The sequence below is a fragment of the Rhizobium tibeticum genome (genome assembly GCF_900110205.1).
Taxonomy (GTDB): domain Bacteria; phylum Pseudomonadota; class Alphaproteobacteria; order Rhizobiales; family Rhizobiaceae; genus Rhizobium; species Rhizobium tibeticum.
Genome location: NZ_FOCV01000002.1, coordinates 168,155 through 183,870, shown reverse-complemented (window position 1 = coordinate 183,870; position 15,716 = coordinate 168,155). Strand labels below are relative to the sequence as shown.

At 60.9% G+C, this 15,716-nt stretch carries 18 protein-coding genes; 4 read left to right on the top strand and 14 right to left on the bottom strand.

What is annotated here, in order from left to right:
- Positions 1-3: 3 nt before the first annotated feature.
- From rdgB to rph, 3 genes are read right to left on the bottom strand one after another with little or no spacing between them, the layout of a single operon-like run.
- On the bottom strand, positions 4-648 hold the full coding sequence (gene rdgB / locus BSG20_RS02840; protein ID WP_072371531.1) for an RdgB/HAM1 family non-canonical purine NTP pyrophosphatase: 645 nt from the start codon (positions 646-648) through the stop codon (positions 4-6).
- Positions 649-655: 7 nt separating this feature from the next.
- Positions 656-1,072 (bottom strand): VOC family protein, encoded by a 417-nt coding sequence (locus BSG20_RS02835; protein ID WP_072371528.1) that lies wholly within the window; start codon positions 1,070-1,072, stop codon positions 656-658.
- Positions 1,069-1,788: a ribonuclease PH gene (gene rph / locus BSG20_RS02830; RefSeq protein ID WP_024314502.1), complete on the bottom strand. Its 720-nt coding sequence runs from the start codon at positions 1,786-1,788 to the stop codon at positions 1,069-1,071. Before rph ends, BSG20_RS02835 begins: the two co-directional genes overlap by 4 nt.
- A 177-nt stretch (positions 1,789-1,965) precedes the next feature.
- Between rph and hrcA the strand changes: the two genes are divergently transcribed.
- A complete protein-coding gene (gene hrcA / locus BSG20_RS02825) occupies positions 1,966-3,054 on the top strand; it encodes a heat-inducible transcriptional repressor HrcA (RefSeq protein WP_072371525.1) in 1,089 nt (362 codons plus the stop codon).
- A 5-nt stretch (positions 3,055-3,059) separates the two neighbouring features.
- Here the strand turns inward: hrcA and BSG20_RS02820 are convergent, their stop codons facing one another.
- Positions 3,060-3,494: a GFA family protein gene (locus BSG20_RS02820; protein WP_072371522.1), complete on the bottom strand. Its 435-nt coding sequence runs from the start codon at positions 3,492-3,494 to the stop codon at positions 3,060-3,062.
- 218 nt (positions 3,495-3,712) lie between these two features.
- Here BSG20_RS02820 and grpE point away from each other — a divergent pair, with 218 nt between their 5' ends.
- Positions 3,713-4,345 (top strand): nucleotide exchange factor GrpE, encoded by a 633-nt coding sequence (grpE, locus tag BSG20_RS02815; RefSeq protein WP_024314505.1) that lies wholly within the window; start codon positions 3,713-3,715, stop codon positions 4,343-4,345.
- Between the two features lie 31 nt (positions 4,346-4,376).
- On the opposite strand, the gene BSG20_RS02810 is transcribed toward grpE, so the two are convergent.
- Positions 4,377-5,321, bottom strand: a complete 945-nt coding sequence (locus BSG20_RS02810; RefSeq protein WP_072371519.1) for a nucleoside hydrolase — start codon at positions 5,319-5,321, stop codon at positions 4,377-4,379.
- A 262-nt stretch (positions 5,322-5,583) separates the two neighbouring features.
- Between BSG20_RS02810 and BSG20_RS02805 the strand changes: the two genes are divergently transcribed.
- Positions 5,584-6,015, top strand: a complete 432-nt coding sequence (locus tag BSG20_RS02805) for an Hsp20 family protein (protein WP_072371517.1) — start codon at positions 5,584-5,586, stop codon at positions 6,013-6,015.
- A gap of 49 nt (positions 6,016-6,064) precedes the next feature.
- On the top strand, positions 6,065-6,322 hold the full coding sequence (locus BSG20_RS02800; protein ID WP_024314508.1) for a BQ00720 family protein: 258 nt from the start codon (positions 6,065-6,067) through the stop codon (positions 6,320-6,322).
- Positions 6,323-6,329: 7 nt separating this feature from the next.
- Here BSG20_RS02800 and trmB read toward each other — a convergent pair whose 3' ends face one another.
- From trmB to olsA, 9 genes are all read right to left on the bottom strand, one after another.
- Positions 6,330-7,031, bottom strand: coding sequence for a tRNA (guanine(46)-N(7))-methyltransferase TrmB (gene trmB / locus BSG20_RS02795; protein ID WP_072371514.1), 702 nt, complete (start codon positions 7,029-7,031; stop codon positions 6,330-6,332).
- Positions 7,028-8,281, bottom strand: coding sequence for a methionine adenosyltransferase (metK, locus tag BSG20_RS02790; protein WP_024314510.1), 1,254 nt, complete (start codon positions 8,279-8,281; stop codon positions 7,028-7,030). Before metK ends, trmB begins: the two co-directional genes overlap by 4 nt.
- Positions 8,282-8,464: 183 nt before the next feature.
- Positions 8,465-8,884 (bottom strand): helix-turn-helix domain-containing protein, encoded by a 420-nt coding sequence (locus BSG20_RS02785; RefSeq protein ID WP_007789368.1) that lies wholly within the window; start codon positions 8,882-8,884, stop codon positions 8,465-8,467.
- 152 nt (positions 8,885-9,036) lie between these two features.
- A complete protein-coding gene (gene lnt / locus BSG20_RS02780; RefSeq protein WP_072371982.1) occupies positions 9,037-10,638 on the bottom strand; it encodes an apolipoprotein N-acyltransferase in 1,602 nt (533 codons plus the stop codon).
- Between the two features lie 77 nt (positions 10,639-10,715).
- On the bottom strand, positions 10,716-11,867 hold the full coding sequence (locus BSG20_RS02775) for a hemolysin family protein (RefSeq protein ID WP_072371511.1): 1,152 nt from the start codon (positions 11,865-11,867) through the stop codon (positions 10,716-10,718).
- Entirely contained in the window at positions 11,864-12,379 is a 516-nt protein-coding gene (gene ybeY / locus BSG20_RS02770; RefSeq protein WP_072371508.1) for an rRNA maturation RNase YbeY, read from the bottom strand. The genes BSG20_RS02775 and ybeY overlap by 4 nt, the downstream gene beginning before the upstream one ends.
- Positions 12,379-13,431: a PhoH family protein gene (locus BSG20_RS02765; protein ID WP_072371505.1), complete on the bottom strand. Its 1,053-nt coding sequence runs from the start codon at positions 13,429-13,431 to the stop codon at positions 12,379-12,381. The genes ybeY and BSG20_RS02765 overlap by 1 nt, the downstream gene beginning before the upstream one ends.
- Before the next feature lie 18 nt (positions 13,432-13,449).
- On the bottom strand, positions 13,450-14,859 hold the full coding sequence (miaB, locus tag BSG20_RS02760) for a tRNA (N6-isopentenyl adenosine(37)-C2)-methylthiotransferase MiaB (RefSeq protein WP_072371502.1): 1,410 nt from the start codon (positions 14,857-14,859) through the stop codon (positions 13,450-13,452).
- A 48-nt stretch (positions 14,860-14,907) separates the two neighbouring features.
- Positions 14,908-15,705, bottom strand: a complete 798-nt coding sequence (olsA, locus tag BSG20_RS02755; RefSeq protein ID WP_072371499.1) for a lyso-ornithine lipid O-acyltransferase — start codon at positions 15,703-15,705, stop codon at positions 14,908-14,910.
- Positions 15,706-15,716: the final 11 nt, after the last annotated feature.

Sequence of the window (15,716 nt, the reverse complement as noted above, 5' to 3'; positions counted from 1 at the left end):
CCCTTAGGCTTCCAGGCAGGTTTCGACGAAGATCTTGAAGGCGCGGGCGCGGTGCGACAGTGCTTCTGCGTCGCCGGGCTTCCAGCCGTGCTTTTCTTCCGCGCTCATCTCGCCAAAGGTAGTCTCATAGCCCTCGGGTTGAAAGACCGGATCGTAGCCGAAGCCCTGACTGCCGCGCGCAGGCCAAACGACGGTGCCTTCGACTTCGCCGCGGAAAAGCTCCGTGTGGCCGTCCGGCCAGGCAAGGCAGAGTACGCTGACGAAACGCGCAGCGCGCTGCGCCGGCTTCGAAGCGCCGACCGTTTCCAAAGCCGCCTCGACCTTCTCCATCGCCATCGCGAAGTCACGCGTGCCGTCGGGTTTTTCCGCCCAGTTGGCGGTGTAGACGCCGGGATCGCCGCCGAGTGCATCGATAACGAGGCCGGAATCGTCCGACAGCGCCGGCAATCCAGAGGCTTCGGCGGAGGCGAGCGCCTTGATCGTCGCGTTTTCCTCGAAGGTCGTGCCGGTCTCGTCAGGCTCCACGAAATTCAACTCGGCGGCCGATTTCGCCGTGAAGCCGAACGGACCGATGAGGTCCTGGATTTCCCGGATCTTGCCGGCATTATGGCTGGCAACGACGATGGTCTTCGTTTCGAGCTTGCGCATGACTGTCCTATTCGATGCCCCAGATGCGGGCTTCGGCGCATTCGAGGCTGTTGCCCGCCGGGTCGCGGAAATAGATCGATCGGCCGCCCTGCGGCCAGGTGACTTCGGATTCGATGGCGACACCCCCGGACGTCAACCGGGCTGCAATCGCATCGAGATTTTCCCCGCAAACGCGGAAACAGGCGTGTCCTGCACCGGTCGTGCCGTGCGGGGGAACCTGCAGGGAGGTGGGCGAGGGAGGCTTGATGGTTTCCTGCGGGTTGAAGAGCAGCAACACCCCGGCACCGCAGCGAAAGAAGACATGTCGGTTGCCGCCCCGCGAGATCTTCGAAAGTCCGAGAATGCCTTCATAAAAGGCTTCGGCCTTGTCGAGATCGTCCGCATAGAGCGCCGTCTCCAGCATGCCTTCCAGCATGTCGTTCATCCGGCGACGGCCTGCTTCTGCATCGCGACGAGTTCGGCGATGCCGACCTTGGCGAGGGCCATCAGCGAGGCGAATTCCTCGTCTGTGAAGGGCGTGCCTTCAGCGGTGCCCTGGATTTCAACGATGCCGCCGTTGCCCGTCATCACGAAGTTCGCGTCGGTCTCAGCCGAGGAGTCCTCGAGATAGTCGAGGTCAATCACCGACTGGTTGGCGAAGATGCCGCAGGAAATGGCCGCGACGTGGTCCTTGAGGACGCGTTCGACCTTGAGCATGTTGCGGCTTTCCATCCACTTCAGGCAGTCGTAAAGCGCGATCCAGGCGCCGGTAATGGACGCCGTACGCGTTCCGCCATCTGCCTGGATGACGTCGCAGTCGAGCGTGATCTGGCGCTCGCCGAGTTCCTTGAGGTCGACGACAGCGCGCAGCGAACGACCGATCAGGCGCTGGATCTCCTGCGTACGGCCGCCCTGTTTGCCGGATGCGGCTTCGCGCTTCATACGCTCGCCGGTGGCGCGCGGCAGCATGCCGTATTCGGCCGTGACCCAACCCTTGCCGGTGTTGCGCAGCCATGCCGGAGGCTTCTCCTCGATGCTCGCCGTGCACAGCACATGCGTATCGCCGAACTTCACCAGACAGGAGCCTTCCGCGTGCTTGGAGAAATTGCGCTCGAACGAGACCTTGCGCATCTGGTCGGTTTTTCTTCCTGAGGGCCGCATACTATTCTCCTGAATCATGATGTCGAAGACCGCGAGCGGTTTTCGGAAGATCACGCGTGCTTATGTTGTTGAGAGCTTCTACGATCGGCAGCGTCCATTTGCAATTTCCCTTTTGCCGCTGCGGGGAGATTGGCTATATTTTGTCGGATCATCGTCAGCACGGGTACGCAAGGGTTCATGGAGTTCAGATCGACGTCGGTTTCAGATGCAGTGGCTGCGCTGGATGAACGCTCCAAGGAAATCTTTCGCCGCATTGTCGAGGGCTATCTGGAGACGGGTGAACCGCTCGGTTCGCGCAACCTGTCGCGTATCCTACCGATGTCGCTGTCACCCGCCTCCGTGCGCAACGTGATGAGCGATCTGGAAGAACTTGGCCTCATCTATTCGCCGCATGTCAGTGCCGGCCGTCTGCCGACACAGGTCGGCCTGCGCTTCTTCGTCGACGCCTTCATGCAGGTCGGGGATCTCTCGGCCGAGGATCGCGCCAACATCGATCGCCAGGTGCGCGCCGAAAGCCGCGACAATCCGATGGAATTGATGATGAACGAGGCAAGCCGCATGCTCTCGGGCATTTCGCGCGGCGCCGGGCTCGTCATCACCTCGAAGAGCGATCCTGTTCTCAAGCACGTCGAGTTCATCCGCCTTGAGCCGACCAAAGCGCTTGCGGTTCTCGTCGGCGATCACGATCAGGTCGAAAACCGCATTATCGAGCTTCCGGCAGGGGTGACGTCATCGCAATTGACCGAGGCCGCCAACTTCCTCAACGCACACATGACCGGCCAGACGCTGCCGGAACTGCGCAATCAATTGAGTCGACTGAAGGACGATGTCCGCCTCGAACTCGATGCGCTATCGCAGGATCTCGTCGAGCGCGGCATCGCCGTCTGGTCGGGCAGCGCCGACGAGGGCAAACCGGCCCAGCTGATCATTCGCGGCCGCGCCAATCTGCTCGCCGATCTCGCCGGCGCCGACGATCTCGACCGCCTGCGCATGCTGTTCGACGACCTCGAGAAGAAGGACAGCCTGCTGGAACTTCTCAACCTCGCCGAAAGCGGGCCGGGTGTACGCATTTTCATCGGCTCGGAGAACAAGCTCTTTTCACTTTCCGGTTCGTCGCTGATCGTCGCGCCCTATCGTGACGATGACGACCGCATTGTCGGCGCTGTCGGCGTCATCGGGCCGACGCGGCTCAACTACTCGCGCATCGTACCGATGGTCGACTATACCGCCCAGCTGATGACGCGGTTGTCACGCGGCTCGAAGTAGGAGGACTACTCCGGGAGCAGGTCGTCCGAGCCGCCCATCTCCGCAGGCATGTCTTTGTATTTTGGCAGGCCGTCACGGATATGCAGCACGCTTTCCTGATAGTTCAAGTGCAGCGCTGGAGCGTAGTCAAGATCGGGCAGAAGTGCCGCGTAAACGTCGGTGACGCCCCAGGTCGGGTGCTCGGTGTAGAGGTGCCCACCGCAAAGCTCGCAGAACTTCCGCACGCTCGTATCGGACCTCTGGTAGCCTTCCACGTGCTCTCCGCCTTTGGTGACATGGACGGCCTGCGGCTGCCAGAGCGTGAAGGCGTTGACGGGTCCCGCCGACCAATGCCGACAGGAGGCGCAGTGGCAGTAACCCATAGCCACCGGGTCTCCGGTGGCGACGATCTCCACCGCACCGCAAAAGCAGCGCCCCGAATACGTTTTCTGATCGCCCATGGTGGTCGCTCCCTGACCTGGATGAGGTCGAAGCACTATTGATTCAGTTGCGCCTAAAATGAAAGAACTTTAGCACGGCCAAGTCAAGCTGGGCCCCGTGGGGCAGACCCGGCAAGGTTGCCTACAAGTCATGCTTTTCGGTCACGCAGACTTGATTTTTGCCCGTCAAAGCTCGATATCGGGCACATCCTAAAAGACACCAATCACCGGAGAACGTCATGACTGACGAAACGACGAAGAACGGACCCGACGCCGCCGCGGCCGAAGCCGCCGCGGACGCCGCCGCAAACGTCGAGAACGAAGCCGCCGCCGAAGCCAGCGCAAAGCCCGATCCGCTGGAACTGCTAAAGTCCGAGAATACAGAGCTGCGCGACCGCTATCTGCGCCTTGCCGCCGAGATGGATAACCTGCGCCGGCGCACAGAGCGCGAAGTCAAGGACGCGAGGACTTATTCCGCCGCGGGCTTTGCGCGCGACATGCTGGCCGTTTCGGACAACCTGCGCCGCGCCATCGATGCGATCCCTGAAGAAGCCAGGGCTGCCGCCGATGCCGGCCTGACGACGCTGATCGAAGGTGTGGAGATGACGGAGCGCTCGATGTTGTCGGCGCTTGAGCGCCACGGCGTCCGCAAGCTGGAGCCGGTCGGCCAGAAGTTTGATCCGAACTTTCACCAGGCCATGTTCGAAGTGCCGAACCCCGATGTGCCGAACAACACCGTGGTTCAGGTCGTTCAGGCCGGTTACACCATTGGTGAGCGCGTTCTGCGCCCCGCCATGGTCGGCGTCGCCAAGGGCGGGCCGAAGCTCGTCGAACCCGAAACGAATTCCGTTTTCGACCAGAAGGACGCCTGATCTCTCAGGCGCCCGAAAGCCAATCTGAACATCAGATGCGGGCGAAACGTTCGATCAGCAGATCGAAGAAGCCGTCCGCATCGACATCGCGCATGACCTGCGCATTGCGCTTGCGGTCGGTCACGTGCCACCAGTCGACGACGGTCATGCCGGCCGTCAGCTCAGACTTCACCTCGATCTCGACATTGCAGGTTCGCCCCTTGAAAAGCTCCGGCTTCAAGAGGTAGGCGATAACCGTCGGGTCGTGCAACGGACCGCCGTCTGAGCCGTATTTCTCGACATCGAAGCGCTCGAAGAATTCCAGCATCTCGACCATGGCGATCGCCGGGCGCGTACCGAGATCGGCCATGCGCTTGACGCGATCCTTTCGGGTCAGAAGCTTATGCGTGACGTCGAGCGGCATCATGACGATGGGGATGCCAGAGCGCAAGACGATATCGGCTGCCTCGGGATCGACGTAGATGTTGAACTCGGCGGCCGGCGTGATGTTGCCGCCTTCGAAGAAGCCGCCGCCCATCATCACCAGTTCGCGGATGCGCGGGATGATGTCGGGCGCCTTCTGGAAGGCCATGCCGATGTTGGTGAGTGGCCCCAGCGTGCAGAGCGTCACCGTGCCCTCAGGCTCGTTGCGTAGCGTTTCGACGATGAAATCCACGGAATGCTGCGGCTGTAGCTGCATAGTAGGCTCATCGAGAACGGGACCATCAAGCCCGGTCTTGCCATGCACGTGCTCAGCGGTCACCAGCTTTCGCGCGATCGGTTTGGCGGCGCCGGCAAAGACCTTGGTATCGGTCCGGCCACAGAGCTCGCAGACGATGCGCGCATTGCGGCTGGTGTAAGAGAGCGGCACATTGCCGGCGACCGTGGTGATGCCGAGCACGTCGAGCTCTTGCGGGCTGCCGAAGGCCAGCATGATGGCCGCGGCGTCGTCCTGGCCGGGGTCGGTGTCGATGATGATCTTTCTAGGGTCTGCCATTGCGATCGCTCCGTCCTCGTGGTGCGCGTTTTCGTGGCATGCACCATTTGTTTATATTCCCGTCGCAAATCGGCGCAGCCGGTACGGGCAGGTTTTGATGCGAGGCGGCGCTTGCTTTGTCAAGGTCGGACCCCTTGCGGGCTCTCTGGGAGCGGGCGCCGATATCTGCCTTGCGCCCGCGTGAGGCAATTCCCATATTGGAAGCGTCCGGATGCTGTCTTTCAGGTCTGGCAAGGTCGCTTGAATCAAGGACTTGGAGACGATGAGCCGTATGACGCCTTTCGCGAGCCCTCTGCTTTTGGGCTTTGACGCCATGGAAAAGACGCTGGAGCGCCTTTCCAAGGCCAGCGACGGATACCCCCCCTACAATATCGAGCGCGTCGCCGCCGATCGCGCGTCCGGTGATCCGGAAAGGCTGCGCATAACTCTTGCCGTCGCCGGATTCAGCGAGGAGGAGCTCGACGTTTCTGTCGAGGAAAACCAGCTTTCCATCCATGGTCGCCAGATCGACCAGGGGGAGCGCGACTACCTCTATCGCGGCATCGCCGCGCGTCAATTCCAGCGGACTTTTGTTCTGGCCGATGGGATGCAGGTTTTGGGCGCTTGCCTCAAGAATGGGCTGCTCGCGGTGGATCTCATCCGTCCGGAGCCAAGCCGTATGGTGAAGAAAATTAACATTTCGGTCTCACAGTAGGACAACGGCGCAACTTGAGCCGTTGGTCCCTTCTCGTGGAGGTACAGGAATGTTGATGAAAGAAGCCAATTCGCATCTGACCAAAACCGAACTTGCCGGTATCGGCAACGGCGAGGTCGCCTACATCCGGAAAATGCGGTCTGAGGAAGTATCCAGATGCTTCCCCGAGGCACCGGATATCGATCCGAGCGTTGACCTCTGGGCGCTGTTCGGCGCCGATGGCACGCCGATCCTTTTGACGGACAACCGCTCCAGCACCTTCTTCAAGGCTGCCGAGGATGAGTTGAAGACGGTGAGCCTGCACTAGGGCAGGCTCAGACCCGCTTGAACGTTAGATAGGCGGAGGATCTGCCCTCGCGCCGCGCCTTGGCCTCGTAGCGCGTGCTCGGCCAGCCCTCATAGGGCGTCAGCCAGTCTGCAGCATTCTGTGCCAGCCATTCGAAACCGCCATGGTCTCGGCATTTCAGCAACGTCCAGTTAACGTAAGTGTCGATGTCGGAGGCGATGCAGAACAGCCCGTCTGGCTTCAGCACGCGGTGAAAGCGATCGAGATTGGTCTTCGACACGAAGCGGCGCTTCCAGTGCTTTCTCTTCGGCCACGGATCCGGGTACAGCAGATCGATCTGGTCGATCGAGGCGTCAGGCAGCCAGTCCAGCAATTGCGTCGCGTCGTCGTTGTAGACACGGACGTTCTTGGCGCCCGCCTTGTCGACGCTCGTCAGCAGCTTCTGCATGGAATTGATGAAAGGCTCGACACCGATAAAGCTGGTGGAGGGCATTTCCACGGCACGATGGATCAGATGTTCGCCGCCGCCGAAACCGATTTCCAGGCGCAGCCTGTCTGTCGGCACCGGAAAGAGGGTCTTCAGCGGCTCGGGCGGAGCCGCTGAAAGATCGATGAGGAACGCCGGAAGCAGGGTGTTCAGTCGCTCTGCCTGATGCTCGCGCAGAGCCTTTCCCTTGCGGCGACCGAAGAAGGCTTCGGTCGCGCGTCCGCGGCGTTCCATGTCGGTCATGCCGCTTCCTTGACCTTGACGGCGTCCTTGAGCGCCTTGACGAGGTCCGTGCGCTCCCAGGAGAACGAGCCGTCGCGGCCAGCCTTGCGGCCGAAGTGGCCATAAGCCGAGGTTTTGGCGTAGATCGGCTTGTTGAGGTCGAGGTGACGGCGGATGCCGGTCGGCGACAGATCCATGTTCTTGCGGATCGCGGCTTCGACCTGGTCTTCCGTCACGCCCTTGCCGGTTCCGTGCAGGTCGACATAGATCGACAGCGGCTGTGCGACGCCGATGGCGTAGGAGAGCTGGATCGTGCAGCGGTCGGAAAGACCGGCGGCAACGACGTTCTTCGCAAGATAGCGGGCCGCGTAGGCAGCCGAGCGGTCGACCTTGGTGGTGTCCTTGCCGGAGAACGCGCCGCCGCCGTGCGGAGCAGCGCCGCCGTAGGTGTCGACGATGATCTTGCGCCCGGTCAGACCAGCGTCGCCATCAGGGCCGCCAATCACGAACTTACCGGTCGGGTTAATGTACCACATGCAATCGTCGGCAATCGGCAGCTCGCCGAGAGCCTCGCGGATATAGGGCTCGACGACCGCGCGAACCTTCTTCGAATCCCAGCTTTCGTCGAGATGCTGGGTGGAGAGAACGATCGACGTGACTTCCGCAGGCTTGCCGTTGACGTAACGCACGGTCACCTGGCTCTTGGCATCGGGGCCGAGCTTTGCGACGTCGCCGTCGCCCTTCTTGCGGGCAGTTGCCAGTAGCTGCAGGATCTTGTGGGAGTAGTAGATCGGTGCCGGCATGAGATCCGGCGTTTCCTTGCAGGCGTAGCCGAACATGATGCCCTGGTCGCCGGCCCCTTCGTCGCCCTGCTGGTCGGCGGCATTGTCGACACCCTGGGCAATGTCGGCGGACTGCGAGTGCAGGAGCACGTCGATCTTGGCCGTCTTCCAGTGGAAGCCGTCCTGCTCGTAGCCGATGTCCTTGATGGCGCGGCGGGCGGCGGCCTTGAACTTCGAAGGGTTGATGACGTCTTTGCCGTCTTTGTCCTTCTTCATCAGGCTCGGCGGCAGGCGCACTTCACCGGCGATCACGACGCGGTTGGTGGTTGCCAGCGTCTCGCAGGCGATACGCACGCCCCAGGGGTTGACGCCGGTCTTGGCGGCTTCGCGGTAGACCAGATCCACGATCTCGTCGGAGATCCGGTCACACACCTTGTCCGGGTGACCTTCGGCAACTGACTCGCTGGTGAAAAGGTAATTCGCGCGCATTCCGGGATTCCCCTCAAAGAACAAAAGCTGCGTAGTAGGTACCCAGTTCGCGCGGGAAAAACAAGCGTAGAAGGACATAAATATATCTTTATATCTACGGGAAAGTGGCAAATTATGCCCAAAAAACGCCAAAAAGCGGCCGTTGCGACCGCTTTCGTTTTGCTCTGAATTTTGAAGTGGCTATTATTCGCTATCAGCTTCGGCAGCGAGTGCCTTCACCAGTTCGACGACTTTACGGCGAACCTTGGGGTCGGTGATCTTCACGAAGGCGCGGTTGAGTTGGAGCCCTTCGGACGACGAAAGAAAGTCGACAACGTAGTTCGAGCTCGAGGCTTCCGCCATGCCGGACAGGCCGGAGGATTGGTCGCCGGGTGCGTCTTCAAAGAAGAAGGAAACCGGAACGTTCAAAATGCTGGAGATGTTCTGGAGGCGGCTGGCACCGACGCGGTTGGTGCCTTTTTCGTATTTCTGGATCTGCTGAAAGGTGATGCCGAGGCTCTCGCCGAGCTTTTCCTGGCTCATTCCGAGCATCGTTCGGCGAAGGCGAATGCGACTACCAACATGGATGTCGATGGGGTTCGGCCTCTTCTTGTTCTCAATCATGGTCCTGCCCTAACAATAATTTTCAACCTTGTTCAAACCGGCATGCCCAAACCCATCCCCAAAACGCCACGTTGCAAAGTCTTCATCAACCACCTTGAAACATACGCTAAGAACGCCGATCCCAACCACTATGCAATTTTAGGGGTTTTCGGTCAATTCTGCTTGAAAACAAAACCTAAACGCGAAACCAACGCAATTGCAAACAGAAGTGTTTCCAGCAACCAGAAGTAAGTTTGGCGTGGGTAGCCTGGATCGCGATGCGCGCCGAAGCCCTCAATGGTTGCGTCGACGAAGCCCGTTTCGTTGAGGCCGAGACCGGCAATGACCTCGCCGCGGGCGTTCACGACGGCAGAAATACCACTGTTGCCGTTGCGAATCAGCGGCAGGCCGGTCTCCACGGCGCGCAACCTGGCCTGCTGAAAGTGCTGGTAGGGCCCGGGTGTCGCACCAAACCACGCATCGTTGGTGACATTGAGGATGGCATTGGCCACGCCAAGGTCGCCGGTCATCTCATCCGGGAAAATGATCTCGTAGCAGACGAGCGGATAGAACTTGATCCCGGTCGGCAAGGTCAGCAACTGCCGCGTGGCGGCCGGCGAAAAGCCGCCCGGCATCTCCACGACGTTCTGGATACCGAAATCGTCTAGTATGCTTTCGAACGGCACATACTCGCCAAACGGCACGAGATGCACCTTGTCCGCGGCGCCGGCGATCTGCCCACGGCCATCGATGACGTAGATCGAATTGTAGTAACGTGGCGGATTGCCGGGCCCCATGTCCTCGACCCGGACGGCGCCGGCAATCAGGATCTGGTTGTCGTCGAGCGCGTCCGCGATCCGGCTGAGCGCATCCTGGTTGTCGGTCAGGATGAAGGGAATGGACGTCTCCGGCCAGACGATGATGTCGGGCTTGCGACCGCCATCCTTCGGCGGCTCGACGGAGAGTTTCAGGTGCTTCTCGAAGATCGCGGCGCGGTCGGCGTCATTGTCCATCTTCGCCGTCTGTTCGATCATCGGCTGAACGAGGCGGATGACCGGGCTCTTGGAGTCCGGCGCCGATGCAGGCTGTGGGCCAAAGAGGATATAGGCGCCGTAGCCGATATGTGCGGCGAAAAGCAGGGCTGCCAGCGAGAGGCCGAGCTTCGCGCCCTGGCGGGTGCCGAGGAGCGCGGGAGCCGCGAAGATGAAGACCGAGAGCGAAGTAATGCCCATGATGCCGATGACATGCGCCGATTGCATCATGAGCGGCACGGGCGTCATTCCGTAGCCGACGGCGTTCCAGGGAAAACCGGTGAAAAGTATGCTCCGCAGCCACTCGAGCAATCCGAAGCTCGCGGCAAGCGCCGCAATCCGCCCCATGCCATCGGACCACATGGTACGCGCCAGGGCGGCAGCAACGCCATAGAAGATCGCGAGCACGGCAGGCAGGCCGAGGATCGCCAGCGGCAGCGCCCAGGCAAAAGCCTCGGCATCGATCATCAAGGCATGGCCAAGCCACCAGAGACCGGCGACGAAATAGCCGAAGCCGAAGAGCCAGCCGACGGCGAAGGAAGGCCATAGCCGGCCGATCAAGCCGCTCTCAGGAGCGGCAGCCGAGCCGTCGATCAGCCAGACGAGCAGCGTGAACGACACGAACATGGCAGCAAAGAAGCCGAATGGAGGCAGCGCCAGAACGCCGACAGCGCCTGCAAGGGCGGCCAGTGCAACCCTCTTGCCCCCCCAGGCCAGGATAACCCTGTCTGCAAGCCGCTCCATGCGCACTCCCATCAAGCTGCGAATCAACCCGACCGCAGTCTTTCAAAAAAGCCGCCGTTTGTCGTGCTTTGCGGCGATCAGTTTGTCGTGGGAGCGTCTGTTTGCCGCTCTTCGCTGTGATCCGCGCCGGAGGTGCCGTCGCCGTCGATCTTGATGCGGCGGCGGATGGCCTGGCGCTTACGGGTAATCCTTACGCGCTTGATACGGCGCGGATCGGCATCGAGAATATGGAACTCGAAACCGGGCATGGCCTGCACGACCTCGCCACGCACCGGAATGCGCCCAAGCTCGGAGAAGATCAGGCCGCCCAGCGTGTCGACTTCGTCGACCTGCTCAGTGATATCGAAGTCCGGTCCGATCGCTTCCGCGATCTCCTCCAACTCGACGCGAGCGTCTGCGACGAAGATGTCTTCGGACACGCGCTTGAACATGACTTCTTCGTCGTCGTGCTCGTCGTCGATGTCGCCGACGACCATTTCGACGATGTCCTCGTGCGACGCCAGACCATCGGTGCCGCCGTATTCGTCGATGACGAGCGCCATCTGCGTGCGATTGACCTGCATGCGGCGAAGGAGATCCGAAGCAAGCATCGACGGCGGAACGAACAGGATCTTGCGAATGATGCCGGCCTCTGAAAGCGTCTTCTGCAGGTCAACGCGGCTGAGGTCGAAATTCGGCTTCGCGGAGCGCGTCGGCTTCTGTAGGTGCTCGGGGGAAACCTCGACCAGAGGCTCTGCCGGCTTGAGGGTCTTGGTGCTGCCGCGGCGCTTGTTGCGCGCCTGCTTGGCAACGTAGGACAGAAGATCGCGGATATGCACCATCCCGCGCGGGTCGTCGAGCGTATCCGCATAGACCGGCATGCGCGAACGGCCGGATTCCTCGAACAGGATCATCAGTTCGCCGATGGTGATGTTCTGATCGACGGCTTCGATATCGGCGCGGGGCACCATAACGTCGGCGACACGCACCTCGCGGAAGCGAAGGATATTGTGCAGCATCGCCCGTTCGTCAGGCGAAAAGACGTCGCCGTCGGCCGCGTCGGTCATCAGCGCATCGGCAATGTCCTCGCGAAGGCGCGAGCCCTGCTGTGGTCTCAGGATGCGCGCTGCACGCGACCAGAAGGATTGGGATCGTCCGGACTGCCTACTACTACTGCCACCCTCGTCGGAAGAGGAGGATTGGTCGGCGTCCTTGGCCTCAGGGGCCGGTCTCGTCGTAAAGTCGCTCATGGTTCCATTTTAAGGTCTTGACCCTCGTATGGGTCAGATAGGCCGAGTACCGCCAAAATGCGAGTCTCGAGCCCCTCCATTATCTCGGCTTCAGCGTTATTATTATGATCGTAGCCGAAGAGATGCAAGAAACCATGCACCATCAGATGCGTTAGATGGTCGTCAAAGCTCTTTTCAAGTTCAGCTGCCTCTCGCTCGACGGTCTCTCTTGCGATGATGATGTCGCCGAGCATCGGCCCCGGCACCTTGCCCGGCTTCACCGGGAAGGCGGGAAACGAAAGCACGTTGGTCGCCTTGTCCTTGCCGCGCCATTCCGCGTTGATGTCCTGGATCGAGGCATCGTCGGTGAAAACCAGCGAGACTTCTGGGACCATCTTGGGAAACGGCTGCTTCTGGCCCTCGCGAAGATAGGTCGCGGCCGCTTCCAGTACGCGATCCGCCAATGCATGCAACGCATCTTCGGAGGGCCAGTTGCCCTCCTCGATGCTGATCTGGATATCGAGTTCCGCCATCAGCTCTGCCGGCTATCCTCTTCGGTATCCGTTGCATAGGTGGAATCGTAGGCCCTGACAATGCGCCCGACGAGCGGATGACGCACAACGTCCGTATCCTTGAAGCGTACGATCGAGATACCCTCGACGCCGTTCAGCAGTTGGAGCGCTTCCACGAGGCCAGATTTGACGCCCCGCGGCAAGTCGATCTGGCTCGGGTCGCCGGTGACGATCATCCGCGAATTCTCGCCGAGACGTGTCAGGAACATCTTCATCTGCATCGACGTGGTATTCTGCGCCTCGTCGAGGATAACGGCGGCATTTGCGAGCGTACGGCCACGCATGAAGGCGAGCGGCGCAATTTCGATGACGCCGGCGGTAATGGCGCGATCGACCTTGTCGGCCGGCATCATGTCGTAGAGTGCGTCATAGAGCGGACGAAGATAAGGATCGACCTTTTCCTTCATGTCGCCTGGCAGGAAGCCGAGACGTTCGCCGGCTTCGACCGCCGGGCGCGAAAGAATGATCTTCTCAACGACGCCGCGTTCCAGGAGTTGAGCGGCGTGGGCGACGGCGAGATAGGTCTTGCCGGTACCGGCCGGACCGCAGCCGAATACGAGTTCAGCGCGTTCCAGTGCCCGGAGATAGGCATCCTGGGTCGGCGTACGGGCGATGATGGTCTTCTTGCGCGTGGAAACCTGGGCCATCGTCAGCTTGGCCTTCTTCTCCATCGTCGGCAGGCTCAACTGATCGTCGGCGGCCACGGCCATACGGATCGCGCCTTCCACGTCGGAACGTTCGACGCTGCCGCCTTTCTGGAGTTTCTCGTAGAGATAATCGAGGGTGCGCCGCGCCTGGTTGGTGGCGACGATGTCTCCGGAAATGACGACGGAATTGCCCCGCGCTCGGGCGTCGATGTGCAGACGCTCTTCAAGGAGCTTGAGGTTCTGGTCGAACTGACCGAACAGTTCACTGGCGAACCGATTGTTCTCGAACGTCAGAATAAAGTGATTGGCGTCGCTCGCAATGCGTGGGTGGCGCGGTGAAGAAGAAACCAATTCTTGTCCGTTCAAGCGGTCAGGCTCCTTGGGTTAGACCTCAGCCTCTGCAATCTCGGCAAACAGGCTGTTGGTTCCGGTTCCGGTGATTCGCACATTAACAATGTCACCGATTTGCAATTCTTTTGCATCAACATTCACGGACTGAAGCCAGGGAGAACGGCCGATAAGCTGTCCTGGCATGCGACCGGGCTTTTCGAGCAACAGTTCGATCGTTTTTCCGACACAGGAAACGGCAAATTCCTGCTGCTGCTTCAGAAGAAGCGCCTGCAGGCGTTCCAGCCGGTCTGCCTTGATTTCCTCCGGCACCTGGTCCTTTAGTTCCGCGCCGGGCGTGCCCGGCCGTGTCGAGTACTTGAAGGAGAAAGCCTGCGCATAGCGCACCTCCTCCACCAGGCGTAGTGTATCTTCAAAATCCTGGTCTGTCTCCCCCGGAAAGCCGACGATGAAGTCGCCGGAGAGAGCGATATCAGGGCGGGCCGTGCGGATGCGGTCGACCAGCGTCAGATACTCGGCGGCCGTATGGCGTCGGTTCATCGCCTTCAGGATGCGGTCGGAGCCGGCCTGCACCGGCAGATGCAGGTACGGCATCAGCGCGCGCAGATCCCGGTGCGCCTCGATCAGCCGATCGTCCATGTCTCGCGGATGGCTGGTCGTGTAGCGCAGCCGCGCAAGCCCGGGGATCTCAGCCAACCGATAGAGCAGATCACCGAGGGTCCATTCCTGACCATTGGCGCCGACACCATGCCAGGCGTTGACGTTTTGGCCGAGCAGCGTGATCTCGCGCACGCCCCCTTCGACGAGCTTCTGCGCTTCCTCGACGATCTGGCTGACCGGCCGCGACACTTCCGAACCGCGCGTATAGGGCACGACACAGAAAGTGCAGAACTTGTCGCAACCTTCCTGAACGGTGAGGAAGGACGTTACGCCGCGCGAGCGGATTTTCTTGCTCTCGGCGATCGGCAAATGCTCGAACTTGTCTTCGAGCGCATATTCGGTATCGACGATGCGCTGCCCTTCCTTCGCCTTGCGCAGCGCTTCCGGCAGGCGATGATAGGTCTGCGGCCCGATCACGACATCGACGGCGGGCGCACGGCGCAGGATTTCCTCGCCCTCGGCCTGCGCCACGCAGCCGGCAACGCCGATCATGAACTCCCGGCCTTCCCTGTTGCGTTCCTTCTTCATATCGCGCAGACGCCCGAGCGCCGAGTAGACCTTTTCAGCAGCCTTCTCACGGATATGACAGGTATTCAGGAGAACGAGGTCGGCCTCTTCCATGTTTTCCGTGGGCTCGTATCCGTCGCGGGCGAGGGCGTCGCTCATGCGCGTCGAGTCATAGACGTTCATCTGACAGCCGTAGGTCTTGATGAATACCTTGCGGTTGTTGCTGCCATCGCGGAGATCGGTCTCCGGGGCCTGAAGAAGGGCGCTGTCCTGGGTCATGGGCGGCTATTTAGTGGTTTTTGCTGCGCTAGAAAAGGAAATCTTGTCTTACGCGGCGTCGCGGCCGCGCAGTGCCGCGCCAAGCATGGCGCGGATGCGTCGTGCAATCGTCGCGCTGACTTCCTTGCGGTTGCTGTCGCCGCGATATTCGACCGCGTCGCCGAAGCAGACGTCCACCTCAAAAGCGCCGCATCGCAGCATATCCTTCAGGTGCGGGAGCATCTCCACGTCGCCGGGCCAGGAGGCGAGCGGGCGATGATAACGCCCCATCGGCAAACCGTGGACGCCGGTATAGGCAACCGCGACCGGTTGGATTACGACAGCGCCCGTTGGCGAAGCTGGAATCGCCATCGCGGCTGCGCCGAACAACGAGGATTTGACCTCCAGAAGCCGGTTCCCATCCGAGGTCGTGCCCTCCGGAAACAGAACGACGATCTCGCCATTCGCCATGCGGGTCGCAATCTCATTCGCCTGGTGGCCGGTCTTACGCTTTTCCTCACGCACCACGAAGACGCTCTTCTGCAGCTTCGCCAGCGTGCCGAAAATCGGCCAGTCGCGCACTTCGATCTTGGCGATAAACGCAACGTCGGCGACAGCAGACAGCACCATGATGTCCATCCACGACGAATGGTTGGCGCAAAGCATCAACGGTCTGTGCGTTTCCATCTTGCCACGGACGCGAATGCGGATGCCAAGGCAGAAACAGAGAATGCGATGCCAGATGCGGGGCAGCCAGCGGCGCAGCTTCCAGTCGAAGCGCAGCGCCAAGAGCTGCCAGGGCATGAGCAGGATGCTGGCAAGGAGAATGACGATGCCGGCGAGGCCTATGCGCAGCCAGGCGATCAAAGCGAAGACTC